The sequence below is a fragment of the Streptomyces sp. NPDC051636 genome (assembly GCF_044453765.1).
GTDB lineage: Bacteria > Actinomycetota > Actinomycetes > Streptomycetales > Streptomycetaceae > Streptomyces.
Map to the genome: position 1 here is coordinate 1 of NZ_JBITDA010000039.1, position 11,772 is coordinate 11,772.

General features: G+C 68.2%; 17 protein-coding genes and 1 pseudogene. 13 read left to right on the forward strand and 5 right to left on the reverse strand.

From position 1 onward, the window contains the following. On the forward strand, positions 1-636 hold a 636-nt coding region (locus tag ACIBBH_RS38255), incomplete at its 5' end, for an IS481 family transposase (RefSeq protein WP_399412907.1). Here the strand turns inward: ACIBBH_RS38255 and ACIBBH_RS38260 are convergent. The 3 genes from ACIBBH_RS38260 to ACIBBH_RS38270 form a co-directional block, all read right to left on the reverse strand. Continuing rightward, a complete protein-coding gene (locus tag ACIBBH_RS38260) occupies positions 633-1,544 on the reverse strand; it encodes a hypothetical protein (RefSeq protein ID WP_399412909.1) in 912 nt (303 codons plus the stop codon). The genes ACIBBH_RS38255 and ACIBBH_RS38260 overlap by 4 nt on opposite strands. Positions 1,545-1,733: 189 nt before the next feature. Next, the gene (locus ACIBBH_RS38265) at positions 1,734-2,855 is read right to left on the reverse strand and encodes an alpha-lytic protease prodomain-containing protein (protein ID WP_399412911.1); all 1,122 of its coding nucleotides are present in this window, start codon (positions 2,853-2,855) and stop codon (positions 1,734-1,736) included. A gap of 358 nt (positions 2,856-3,213) precedes the next feature. Beyond that, complete coding sequence (locus ACIBBH_RS38270) at positions 3,214-3,348, reverse strand: hypothetical protein (protein WP_399412912.1); 135 nt, start codon at positions 3,346-3,348, stop codon at positions 3,214-3,216. A gap of 415 nt (positions 3,349-3,763) precedes the next feature. Here ACIBBH_RS38270 and ACIBBH_RS38275 point away from each other — a divergent pair, with 415 nt between their 5' ends. Genes ACIBBH_RS38275 through ACIBBH_RS38285 form a run of 3 tightly spaced genes read left to right on the forward strand, consistent with a single transcriptional unit; the run spans position 3,764 to position 5,093 of the window. Then, positions 3,764-4,219: a DUF6228 family protein gene (locus ACIBBH_RS38275; RefSeq protein WP_399412914.1), complete on the forward strand. Its 456-nt coding sequence runs from the start codon at positions 3,764-3,766 to the stop codon at positions 4,217-4,219. Then, positions 4,216-4,689, forward strand: a complete 474-nt coding sequence (locus tag ACIBBH_RS38280; protein WP_399412916.1) for a hypothetical protein — start codon at positions 4,216-4,218, stop codon at positions 4,687-4,689. Before ACIBBH_RS38275 ends, ACIBBH_RS38280 begins: the two co-directional genes overlap by 4 nt. Positions 4,690-4,721: 32 nt before the next feature. Continuing rightward, the gene (locus tag ACIBBH_RS38285) at positions 4,722-5,093 is read left to right on the forward strand and encodes a hypothetical protein (protein ID WP_399412918.1); all 372 of its coding nucleotides are present in this window, start codon (positions 4,722-4,724) and stop codon (positions 5,091-5,093) included. Between the two features lie 93 nt (positions 5,094-5,186). Here ACIBBH_RS38285 and ACIBBH_RS38290 read toward each other — a convergent pair whose 3' ends face one another. Continuing rightward, positions 5,187-5,912, reverse strand: coding sequence for a dienelactone hydrolase family protein (locus ACIBBH_RS38290; RefSeq protein ID WP_399412920.1), 726 nt, complete (start codon positions 5,910-5,912; stop codon positions 5,187-5,189). Between the two features lie 340 nt (positions 5,913-6,252). Here ACIBBH_RS38290 and ACIBBH_RS38295 point away from each other — a divergent pair, with 340 nt between their 5' ends. The 9 genes from ACIBBH_RS38295 to ACIBBH_RS38335 all read left to right on the forward strand — a co-directional run bounded on the left by ACIBBH_RS38295 (position 6,253) and on the right by ACIBBH_RS38335 (position 11,464). Further along, a complete protein-coding gene (locus tag ACIBBH_RS38295; protein WP_399412922.1) occupies positions 6,253-6,519 on the forward strand; it encodes a hypothetical protein in 267 nt (88 codons plus the stop codon). A 91-nt stretch (positions 6,520-6,610) separates the two neighbouring features. After that, complete coding sequence (locus ACIBBH_RS38300; protein WP_399412924.1) at positions 6,611-7,270, forward strand: GGDEF domain-containing protein; 660 nt, start codon at positions 6,611-6,613, stop codon at positions 7,268-7,270. Next, on the forward strand, positions 7,203-7,385 hold the full coding sequence (locus tag ACIBBH_RS38305; protein WP_399413003.1) for a hypothetical protein: 183 nt from the start codon (positions 7,203-7,205) through the stop codon (positions 7,383-7,385). The genes ACIBBH_RS38300 and ACIBBH_RS38305 overlap by 68 nt, the downstream gene beginning before the upstream one ends. A 297-nt stretch (positions 7,386-7,682) precedes the next feature. Next, a complete protein-coding gene (locus ACIBBH_RS38310; protein WP_399412926.1) occupies positions 7,683-7,856 on the forward strand; it encodes a hypothetical protein in 174 nt (57 codons plus the stop codon). 11 nt (positions 7,857-7,867) lie between these two features. Further along, positions 7,868-8,329 carry a hypothetical protein gene (locus tag ACIBBH_RS38315; protein ID WP_399412928.1) on the forward strand — a complete coding sequence of 154 codons (462 nt, stop codon included), beginning with the start codon at positions 7,868-7,870 and terminating at the stop codon, positions 8,327-8,329. Continuing rightward, complete coding sequence (locus ACIBBH_RS38320) at positions 8,326-8,754, forward strand: hypothetical protein (RefSeq protein ID WP_399412930.1); 429 nt, start codon at positions 8,326-8,328, stop codon at positions 8,752-8,754. The genes ACIBBH_RS38315 and ACIBBH_RS38320 overlap by 4 nt, the downstream gene beginning before the upstream one ends. Then, positions 8,754-9,224 (forward strand): hypothetical protein, encoded by a 471-nt coding sequence (locus ACIBBH_RS38325; RefSeq protein ID WP_399412932.1) that lies wholly within the window; start codon positions 8,754-8,756, stop codon positions 9,222-9,224. The genes ACIBBH_RS38320 and ACIBBH_RS38325 overlap by 1 nt, the downstream gene beginning before the upstream one ends. Further along, positions 9,224-9,406: a hypothetical protein gene (locus ACIBBH_RS38330; protein WP_399412999.1), complete on the forward strand. Its 183-nt coding sequence runs from the start codon at positions 9,224-9,226 to the stop codon at positions 9,404-9,406. The genes ACIBBH_RS38325 and ACIBBH_RS38330 overlap by 1 nt, the downstream gene beginning before the upstream one ends. Before the next feature lie 1,317 nt (positions 9,407-10,723). Then, positions 10,724-11,464 (forward strand): hypothetical protein, encoded by a 741-nt coding sequence (locus ACIBBH_RS38335; protein ID WP_399412934.1) that lies wholly within the window; start codon positions 10,724-10,726, stop codon positions 11,462-11,464. Positions 11,465-11,585: 121 nt separating this feature from the next. Here ACIBBH_RS38335 and ACIBBH_RS38340 read toward each other — a convergent pair. After that, a pseudogene (locus tag ACIBBH_RS38340) lies at positions 11,586-11,772 on the reverse strand (tetratricopeptide repeat protein); the annotation flags it as partial.

The window sequence follows — 11,772 nt, forward strand, 5'->3', positions numbered from 1 at the left end:
CTGACCCGCTACGGCCTGGCCCGCCTCACGCACCTGGACCGGGCCACCGGCCGCGTCATACGCCGCTACGAACGCGCCAGGCCCGGCGAGCTGGTGCACGTCGACATCAAGAAGCTCGGCAACATCCCCGACGGCGGCGGCCACAAGGTCCTGGGCCGCAAGGCCGGCCGCAAGACCCGCTCCGGCGCCGGCTACAGCTACCTGCACACCGCCGTCGACGACCACTCCCGCCTGGCCTACAGCGAGATCCTCACCGACGAGAAGAAGGAGACCGCCGTCGCCTTCTGGGGCCGGGCGCAGGCATTCTTCACCTCCTGCGGGATCACCGTCGAGCGCGTGCTGACCGACAACGGCTCCTGCTACAAGTCCCGTCTGTGGCGCGACACCCTGGCCGCAGCCGACATCACGCACAAGCGCACCCGCGCCTACCGGCCCCAGACCAACGGCAAGGTCGAACGCTTCAACCGCACCCTGCTCGACGAGTGGGCCTACGCCCGCCCCTACCGCAGCGAACAGGAACGACGCGACGCCTTCCCCGACTGGCTGCACACCTACAATCACCACCGCGGACACACCGCGCTCAAGGGCCAACCACCCGCCAGCCGCGTTCCTAACCTCACTGGGCAATACACCTAGGTCCAGGTTGGTGAAGGCCCGTTGGGGTCTCCGTACGGCACTGGGCGGCCGGTGAGGGCGTCCAGGAGAATGCGGTCACTGAGCGGTTTCGACAGCTCAACCGTCACGCTCTGTTCGATCATGCTGCCGGGGCAGGGACCGCTTTTTGCCCCCGCGATGGAGGCGTACAGTACTACGCTCTCACCTGTCTCCAGCGCCTTGACGAGGGGGCCCTCGTCACAGGATCCGTGGGTGGCTTTCACCGTTATGGAACGACCGTCCGCCGCCATCCCGGCCAGCCGGGCGACGCTCCTGAGACCGCCGGCAGCCCCTTGCCGAGCTTGTCCGATCGGCGGCCGGGGAAGCTTAGAGGGGGTGACGGCGACCCGCTTCAGCGGGGTGTCGTAGCTCTCCAGCGTGAACAGCCATGCGGGCACGGTTGCGGTGCCGCGGCTCGTCACTATCGTCGTTGTGCCGAGCCGCGCCCCAGTCACGGTCAGCCGGGGTCCGTCACTGCGGTCGAGGGCAAACGACTGGTACGTCTTCTTCGCCCCGATCAGTGGGCGGGTGAGAGTCTTCCCGTTCCCCCATTCCACCTTCCCCATCGCCGGAGGAGCGCCGGGTAGATCGCCACGCAGGACGAAGTTCTTTGTCTCGTAGGCCTGCTCGTCCGCCTTGCTGTGCCAGCCGGATGCCGGCTTCTGCACCACGTCGGCCATCGGGTAGTAGCCCTGCATCCAGGCAGCGGCGGCCGCAGATCCCCGCCAGGAATCGGCTACTTGACGGGCGCGCTCCTCCTGCTTACGCAGCGACTGATCGTTCGCATGACCATCGTCGGCGCGCTGATCACCGCCGCAGCCGACAAGGAGGCAAGTGCTCAGGAACGATACCAGCAACAGGCTGATGAAAGGCTTCACATTCGTATGCATGGAGTCCTCTGCGGCGGTCGACGACGGATTCCCTACCGAAAACAATGGCGCGGAGATTCTTCAGCGCCCAGCGCTGACCCACTCCACACCTTTGACGTAGAGGGGCGCATCCAGGTTCACTCAGGGCCTTCCTCGCCACCTGCTGCATCTGCGTTCATGCTGCAGGCGGCGAGAGAGGGTCCCCGTGACCTAGTAGACCTTCAGGCCTTCCCAGGAGAGCACCTTGTATACCGGCTCGTAAAAGCTGGAACGGTCCGCTTGGTCGTCGGAATCCCCGCAGGGCTTGTCGGCGTAGCTGCCGCCCGACAGGATGCCCAGAGCCGTCTCATCGCTGAAAAGGGGTCCTCCGCTGTCACCATGCACCGAGCAGTTACTCGCCTCGATCATGTGGCGGAGCGTGGTGCCGTCGGTGTAGGTGACCGTCGCGTCCGTCGCCAGCACCTTGCCCACCAGGTCCTGACTCATGGTCCCCACGCGCTTTACCTTCTCCCCCTCGAACGCAGGGGCGGAACGCGAGATCTGCCCTTCCGAGCCGTCCTTGTACTGGATCGTCCCGTACGGCGTGACGTTGCTGTTGGTGTACTCCACCACCCCGTAGTCGGACTGATTCGTGTCGTTCCCGTAGACCCAGTCGATGGCCCTTCCGAGAGGAATGTCCCCGCTCCGGCGGTGCCAGGTGACAGCGCCGTCCTCCATACAATGGCCTGCGGTGAGCATGTACTTCCTACCGCTCGCGTTCTGCACGTTGAACCCTGCGGTGCAGGTGGCGACCCAGTTCGCCCCGCCCGACGTGTATTCCGATGTTATGCCCACGCCGCCGCGCATGGCGTAGGCGGTCGATTCGATCTTGCCAGAGTGTTCGGTTATGTCGACCGCGTCTCCGTATCCGGAAACGGCCTTCTCAATTCGAGACCGGTCGGCGTCGGAAACTCCGTCGTAGATCTGTACGTTTACCCGGTTGCTGGTCTGGTCGACACTCCAGGCAGTGTTGGGTATCCCTGCCAGTTGATCCAGTTCTGCCTTGGCAGAGTCAAGCTCGGCTGTGCTGTGCGGGACGACCTCCGCTACCGCCCCAGCACTTCGCACGGTTTCTGCCGCGGCCTGATCGGTGACGGCGACAACGAGTTGTTCGTTCCGGTAGTAGATGCCGGCTGTGCGCTTGTTGCCCAGCTCATCGGCAATCGCTGCCGCCTTGGCAGGATCGGTGAGTGGTGCCGGGGCTGCTTGGGCGGCGGTCAGGGTGGTGAGCGTGAGTATTCCGCCGGCCGCCGCCGCGACTATTCCCCGGTACGCGTGATGACGTCTACGCACGTATGCCCCTTACTTTTCGAAGTTGTAATGCATTCCGGTGATCGACGTGCTCCGGGCGAGGCTGGCGACGGCAGATGAATAATCGGCGAATTGGACATGATGATTCCGCTTACCGGTGGCATGTTGACCTGAATTCGCGAGTAGCGGCCGAAAAAAAACCCCTAGTAAAACGTCTCGGGCCGTCATCTGCAACTGGCGGGCCGAGACGCTACGGGGGAGGGCTACAACTGGATCGCGACGTGCTCGACGTCGGTGAACTCCACCCGAGGCCGTGCACGCGGGTGTTGTTGGCGCGGAAGTGCACCTGCGCGAGGCCCTCGGTCGCGATCTGCTGGAGTTGCTGCTCGGTTGCGCCCTGCTACCGGGCGCTGAACAAGCGGTCCGCGTAGACGGGCAGCAGGGCAACGGTGATGTTGAACCCGTTGGCCGCCTCGGGGCCGACGTGGCCGATGTCGTCGGCGTTTCTCGCTGGCCCGGACGGCCGGTGAATCACTGGCCAGAACCTGCGGGCAACAGGCGGACTAGCCTGAGCCCGATTGGCCAGCGCGTTTCGAGGCGTCCAGGCAGGTGCAGACGTTTCCGTCGTACCGGGGTCAGCGCAGTTTCCCCGGCTGGTACTGGGCTGCCACAGTTGCCGAGTTGGTGGGTTACGAGTCGTGGGGCAGCTGATGCGGCTGGACTGCGATCCAGGCGTGGTGGCGATGGCGTCGCAGCCGTTCCGGCTCTCATGGCGGTCCGGCGGCCGGCGCGGCGGACCAGCCATACTCCGGACTACCCGCCGCAGAACACCCCACCAAAGGCAACACGGCCCACGGCTCTGCACCCAGTGGCTCGGTTGAGAGAGGCAGAGCCCCGAAAGGGCAGAATCCCGATGACGTCGAACGCGAGACTGGCCTAGCGTTCCGCCCATGACCTCCCTGGGTGCCGACACCAACGACAAGGCCAGTGTGACCATCCGCTGCCAGGACAACACCTTCGTCGGCGTGACCTTCTGCGACCGGTTCAGCTCCGAGGCGGACTCCGTGCACTATGCCGTCGAGCTGCGGGCCCCAGGCCTGACGGCTCGACTCAACGAGGCTGTCGCCTGGATCTGGGACAGCGATCTCACCGCGTTCCTGGAAGAACTGGCCGCGGACTACCGGGGATGGGACGGCGAACGGAGCTGGCAGACCAACGACAGAGACCTGACGGTTTCGGCCGTCTTCCGTTCCGGCGGCCACGTCGGGCTGACCTGGACCGTGCGACCCTGGCCGCGGGCCGCTGGCGGCTGGAGCTCCTCGGCGACCACGTGGCTGGAAGCCGGCGAGCAGATGACTGCCCTGGCCGCCGACATCCGGCGCTTCCTCGCCGAGGAGCACCAGTGACATCCGGCATGCGCATCACTTGGGTGCTGGGGGCACACGGGTGGGCCGACTGCACCCTTGAGGATCAGCACGCCAAGGCCGAGCTCACCGCGTCCTACATCACCAGTGCGCCCGAGGAGTTCCTGACCGCAGTGGCCCGGCTCGTCGCAGGGGAGACGGAGACCCGTGTCCAGTTCGAGGCCGAACCGACCGCCTACCGGTGGATCTTCTATCGCGAAGGCGACGACATCTGGATCCGCGTGCTAGAACTGCGTGACGGCAGCGATCACGACAACAGGGGAACCGAGATCTGGTCGAGTCAGCTCGACATCAACCAACTCGCCCGCGCCGTGATCCGCTGCTTCGACGAGGTCGCAAAGACCCATGGCGAGAGCGGCTACCGAGGCAAGTGGGGCGAGCACTTCCCCCGAACCGAACTCGAAGCCCTCAGACGACTCTGGAACAACCATCGGCATCCGCACGGTGCATAGCCGGATCCGCGCCAGACCTGCGAAGGAGACCGATGAGACAGATCAGGGAAATGAGTGAGCGCGAGTACTTCGCCTGCGTCGGCCGGCGTCCCGGCATGTTCGTCGGCACAGCCTCGTCGTTCCACCAACTGACCGCCTTCCTCACCGGCTACGACCAGCACGCGATACGCCACGGCGGACAGGGGCTCACGGGCTGGCACGAGTGGCTCGTCGCCCGCCGCGGCCGCAGCTGCAACCATGCCTGGCCCGGACAGGTCCTGCATATCGCGCTCCCAGAGGGCTGGAACAACATCGCCGACCTGCCCTCCAAGGACGAGGAGCACGCGATCAAGGTCCTGTTCCAGCTCCTCGACGAGTTCGCCGCCGGACGCGAGGTAAGTCCTGGTCCTCAGAACTCAGATTGAGCGAGACGCCGACCGCACCTCCGTCTCGCTCAATCTGAACCACCGCTGGTCACAGCCCCGACGTGGTTCACCTTCAGCGAGATGGGTCACAGATCACTCCGTTATGGGCAGGCACTCGGCGAGCAGGTCGACGACGTCACGCCAAGCTCGCTGCGCGTGCCGTGGGTGGTAGCCGACGCCGGGGACCACGGTGTGGTCGACCGGTGGGTGGTGGAAGGCGTGCAAGGCGCCGCCGTAGATGACGAGGCGCCAGTCGACGCCCGCGGCCTGCATCTCGGTGGTGAATGCGTCCCGTTGCGCGGGCGGCATGATCGGGTCCTCCGACCCGACCCCGGCCCACACTGGGCAGCGGATGCGCGCCGTCTCGTTTGGTCGGCCCGTGGTCAGTGCGTTGACTGTCCCGATCGCGCGCAGGTTGACGCCGTCGCGCCCGAGTTCCAGCGCGATTGCGCCCCCGGTGCCGTAGCCGACGGCGGCGATCTGGTCGGGGTCGGTCCGCGGCTCGGCGCGGAGCACGTCGAGCGCCGCGTGGCTGATGCCTCGCATCCGGTCGGGGTCGGCGAGCAGCGGCATGCAACGGGCAAGCATCTCCTCGGGGTCGCCCAAATAGCGCCCTCCGTGGAGGTCGAAGGCCAGTGCCACGTATCCCAGCTCGGCGAGTGCATCGGCCCGGCGGCGCTCGACGTCGCTGAGCCCCATCCCCTCGGGCCCGACCAGGACCGCGGGCCGGCGGTCGACACCGGCCGGGAGCGCGAGATGCCCGATCATCGTCAGGCCGTCGGCCGCGTATTCGACCGGGCGCGTTGTAACCGTCGTCATGCGTCTGGACTGTAGTGATCGCAGGGCCCGGTCGGGCCGGTGTTCTGCCGCTGGCAGAAGGCAGGTCTCTGGCGTATTCCGGTCCCACCCCGTCAGCGGTTCAGCTGAGCCATCAAGTCCCGGTTCGCGGCGCGTGCGGCGGCGAGGTCCTCGTCGCGCTCGGCGAGTTCTGAGCGGAGGTCGAGGATTTGCTGCTCCAGCTCGCCGATCCGGCGGGTGAGTGTTTCGACGTCGGCGGGGGCACCGAAGCCCGGAGGCTTCCCAGACGGCCTGTCCGAGCGCTTCGGACAGGCGCCGTTCGAGCCGGGTGATATGCGCGGAGAGACGGCCGTTGCGGGCCGTGAGGTTCGCGACGTACCCCGACCGGCGCGGACTGCACGTCTTCACCGGCGTCGCCGACTCCCCGGCCGCCGCCTTGCGCCGCGCGCATGAGGTGTACGACGCCGCCCTCGTCGCGCACACGGCCGACTCGAGATCCGGCAAGCAGCCGGACAGCTGGGGAGCGCGCGGGCTTCGGCCCGGCTGGCAGATGGAGTGGCCCGCCGCGCGGGCCGGCCTCTGGAACAACCCCGTCAGCTGGACCAGCCGCAGCGACTTCGCGCTGTAGCTCCGCCCCGGGACAGCCGCTCTGCTTGTCGGCTTCGACCGGCTGCCCCGGGCTCATCCATCCCGCACGAGACGAGACGGAGAACCCAAGTATGTCGTCCTTCCTGCGCGTTCAGGGCCGGATCGGCCAGCGCACCTTCTTACTGACGACCGCCGCCGTGCCGTTGACCGGCTGGGCGGTCCACGCGGCCGCGCTGTACAAGCAGCTCGCCGCCGCCCGCCGCGACCCACTGACCGGCCTGCTACGCCGCGACTCCTACACCGCCCGCGCCCGCCGGCTCCTGTCCCGCCACGACGACCTGGCCGTGGTGATGGTCGATCAGGACCACTTCAAGGCCGTGAACGACGACTTCGGGCACCCGTCCGGGGACGGCGTCCTGGCGGCGACCGCCGCCCGGCTCACTGCGTGGGCGGGCCCGCGCGCGTCCGTCGGCCGCCTTGGTGGCGATGAGTTCGCCGTCGTCGTCCAGGTGCCCGCCGCGCGCCTGGAGCAGCGTCTCGCGCAGCTGGTCCGGATGCTCCACACTCCGGTCGTCCTGGACGACGGCCGCACCGTCGACGTCGCCGCCTCGGTTGGCGCCGCGCCCCCGGCCGCGGTCGGCTCCCGCGACCTGAGCTTGTTGCCGCGGCCGCGAACTGCGCCTCGGTGCGGTCATCGGCATCGCCCGCCTCACCGGCTGCCACTTGGACCAGGGGCCCGACAAGTGCACCAGCCCCTGGGCGGAGCGCGGCGCGCACCACCTGGTCCTTGAGGACGTCCAGGAGCTCGCCCTGCCCGTGCCTGCCACGGGCGCGCTCCCGGCCTGGAAGCCGACGCCGGACCTGCTGGCGCAGGTGTTCCAGCAGCTGCCCGACTTCCGGCCGTGACTCGCACCTGAGGCAAGAAGCCGCTGTTCGAGCCGGGCTGCATCCCGGCTCCCGGCGCTCTCCTCGACTGGCGCGACAGCCAGCACTTCGACCGCTGGCAGGACCGCCCCTGTGTGCTGTGCGGCAAGCCCACGCCCATGCGCTCCCACTCCGGGGAGCCCGTGCACAAGGCGTGCGCTGAGGACTGGATCGCCGAGAACCCCACCGAGGCCCGCCTCGGCAGGTTCGCCTCCGACATCTAGTCCAAACGCCGGCGCGACGACGAACACGCCTGAACCCCTCCGCCTGGAGGCTCCCTTGAGCAGCACCCAACGCGACGTCGACCACGCCCTCGCCTACCCCGAGCCGCCCGCTTCCCCGCTCTGGCACCGCCACGGCGCGAAGGCCCGGCCGCTCACCCCGGCCCAACAGAGGTGCAACCGCGAACTGCTGGACATCGCCCAGCGCAAGCCCCGCACCACGGCCGCTTAGGAGGGCCGGTCATGTTCACCGACCAGAAAGAGGCCCTCGAAGCCGAGGCCCTCGAACTCACCCCGCTCGGCAGCGACCAGCACAGCGCCGCCGCCCTGGTGGTCGCTGACCACGCCCGCGACAAGGACGACCTCACCGACCTGCTGGGCGCGCTCGGTCTGCCCTGCGGCGAGGACGACCTCGTGACCTTGCTCACGCACCTCACCACCCCCGACGACTCCCCGACCGGAGACACGATGCTCGCCGAAACCGTCAACGCCTTCACTGCCACCGCCGTCTCCATGCTGAACAACGGTGACAGCCCCGAGCACGTCCGCGACACCCTCGGACTGTCAGAGGGCGAACTCGCCGATGCCCTTCAGCACGCCAAAATCGCTGAAGCCAGCACTCCGGACTGCCCGCCCCCGACGCGGACACGGAGGACAGCACCGGCACCCCGGAGAAGGCGGACGCGGCGCCCGACAGCACGATGAACGCCGACGGGATCGAGGCCCTGCTCGTATGGGCGGGGAACCACACGACCGCCGCCATCCTCAACCGGGCCGCTCGGGTCCGCAGCGACTTCACCGAGCTGACCGAGCGCCGCGCCACCGACGCCGCCCAGCGCGAGGCAGAGGAGCGGGTCGCCAAGGCCAAGGCCGAACTGGAGGCCGCGCAGGCGCAGCTGCGCCAGGTGAAGGCCGGCGGCCGCGCCTCCTCCGAGGACCAGACCGTCACGACCGCCCTGGTCCCTGCTCAGGCACCGGGCGGCAAGCGCAGCAAGGAGGAACTGGCCGCGGTCCGGAGGTGGGCGCGGGCCAACGGCTACCAGGTCGCCGACCGGGGAAACCCGGCGAAGGCCGTCATGGACGCGTACGACGCCGCCCACCGCACCAACACCCTGGCGGAGGCGAGCTGATGGACACCAAGCCTCTCGCCGTCGACGGCTACCTCGACGCAGTCCCCGCCCCGGGCGACCGGCCGGGCACTGCCCGGTTCCAGCTGATCGTTTCCCCCACCGACGACGCCGTGGACGACGTGACTTGGAACTGCACCACTGGCGACCCCCGGATCGCGTCCGCGCTGCTCACCGAGATCCAGCCCGGCGACCTGCTGCACGTCTCCGGCTTCCTCACTCAGCCCGACAACCAGGCGGAGGCCGCCCGGTTCACCGTCGACGCCCTGGAGGTCCTGGCCACCGCACCGGCGCGGGCGCTGCAGGAGATGGTTCTCGACAGGTACGGCGACTACGTCGTGGTGTTCGACGCCGACACCGACGCCGTGCCGGTCTTCACCGCACTCGGGCAGTGGGTCGGCATGGCAGCAAGCCCCGACGCCATCGGCACGCTGATCGAGATCCACGAACGCGTGAACGGCGGTGACGCGTGATTGCCACGCCCACCGCGCAGCCCCGCACCGTCCTGGAGCGGTTCCCCGCCGGAGGACCCCGCGGCTCGTGGCCGGCGGAAGAGTACGCCGCCGCCCAGCGCGCCCAGGGCGTCGACGCCCACGTCGTGATGGACCTGCCCAGCGACCAGTTCCTCGTGGTCGCCAACACCCCCACCGAGTAGCACCACCGCCCCGGAGCGCCGCGCCCGCCGCCATGCAGGCGCGGCGCTCCGGCGTCTCGACAAGGAGCACCCCGTTCATGACGCCTGACACCACCCATCTCACGCGCGTGCGCACTCGGATGCTGGCCACCGCGTTCAGCAACGCTGACGTCTGGACCCGCAGCAGCGCCTTCCTTACTGACCAGGCCGTGGCCGCGCTCGCCCACCGCGACCCCGCCGCAGCCGAAGCCCTCGCCAAGTCGCTGCTTGCCCCGGAGTTCCTCCACGACACCCAGTCCTGGGCGCGGCCGTGGAGGCCGGGATCGACACCAGCACCTGGGAGGAGCGCCGCGAGAAGATCCGCACCTACGCCCGCGAGGCGTACGAGCTGTCTTGCAGTCCGACCCCGCAACCGAGGCCGCGCGGATCTGGGCGTCGCTCTACGAGCACCACCCGCAGATCGCGGCCGCCCTCGCCGACTTCCTCCGGGAAATGCCGGCTACCTGGCGCGAGGACCTGTTCACCATCAGCCCCCACTCCCCCACTCCCCCACCGCGCTCCCGCGCATGCGGGAGTTCCCCGCGCCGGAGACCGCGCCGTACGACCCGCTGGATTGGGAGGACTGCCCGGCCAGCGCAGAAGCGCAAGACCAGTGCCGCTACCACGCGGGCTTCTTCGCCGGCATGGAGTACCAGCGCGCCCTGATCACCACGGCCATGACCACCACACGGCCATCGACCAGCTTCAGCAGCGCCACACCGAACTCAGGCGACCGACGCCCCGGACGGCAGCCGCCGACGCGAACACCGCTACCCCGTGACGTGCGGGCGGCCGTCGACCACCCAGGTCCGGCCGCCCCGTTGCCTAACCCAGCCTCACCGAAGGGATCCTCGCAGTGCCCGACCCCACGATCACGCTGACATCGTTCGGCTACTTCACCTTCCCTAGGACGATGCGGGACGCGCCCGTGCTGCCGCAGGCCGACCGCATTGAGGACGTAGGTGACCGCCTCCGCGACCCGCCGGGGGTCCGAGGTCAGGCTTGTCAGCGGTTGGACTCTCCATCACGCTGCGCCGAAGGTGGCCGCCTTCCTGATCAGCGTCTGTGTGACAGCAAAGCAGCGGCGGGGCAGGGAGACGACGCCTGGCATCGTCGCCTGCCGCAATTCCGAGACGGGTGCTGGGGCGTGCAGCTGAACGTGCTCAGCTGGCGGCGGAGCCGCCGAAGATCGATTCACATTATGTGAATCCGTCTGAGTGCGGCACACTCGCTTGCATGCCACGCCGCTCCCGGAAGTCTGTGCAACCCACAAAGCCGCTGATCAGGGCGCCTCATCGTGTGGGCAGCCTTGACTTCTCGGCTATGGTGGGCAGGTTGCGTCAGCTACATGAGAATGCAGAAGACCCGGACATTGACCGGATGCCGGACGACGAAGAACTCTTCAAAGCTCTGCTCTACCTCGAGAAACACGCAGGCGCCCTGAAGGACAAACAGGCGCAGCGGGAGGCAGCAGTCAAGCGTGTGACGTTGTGGCAGTACCTTCGGGAACAGGCCGATCTGCACCAGGCCAAGGCCGTGGAAGACGCAAGGGCAGCGGGAAGCGAGTGGGCGGACTTGATGCCGGCGCTCGCGGTTGGTACGCCCAGTGCGGCCTACAACAAGGCGACCCGTCTGCGCGCAGCCGCTCTCACCGCTACAGCTTCCAGGGATCAGCCAGTTCGCCGGACCCCGGAGGCCGTCCTCGCTGCCGAGCGGCAGATCAAAGCCCGGGCCGCCGCCGAGCGACGTACGGAGGAAGAGGCTGCCCGCCGCCACGCTCTTCTGGTGCCTGTGGCGCAAAGGTTGCTCAAGTGCCGGACGGCGTTTGGTGATAATGAGGATATTGAATTCTGGCTGGACCAGATTGAGGCGGTCCTCCCCGGTTGCCAGACTGCTACGCAGATGGTCAGCCTCGGCACATACCTCGAAGCCCTGGTTCGCGCTCTGAGAAAGATCGAACGGAACACTGCCCAACCGACGGGTTGGACCGATGAAGCGCGACTCGGCTACGCAGCCGCAGCAGAGTTGTTCCCACGCTGACGTCCGGCAGCCGCTGCGCTCCCGGCAGGGCAGTCCGGGCATGTTCCGGCGGGGTGGCCGTTGGCGGCGGCCAGCCGCAGCTGAGGCAGTCGTCTGGCTGTGGGTTCCCACGCTGGACGAATCAGAGGCGGTCGTATCCCGCAACTGCGCGCCAATGGGCAGGGTTGTTTCGCGTGAGGGAGGTATGCAGGTGGTCTGTGCCGAACACCCGCACCATGCGTTCCAGAAGGTCGCCGTAGGCGTCGGCGGCCTCAGGCGCCTTGCCTGCCTGCCCCAGCCAGTAGGCGTGGTTGCTGCGGGTGGTAAGG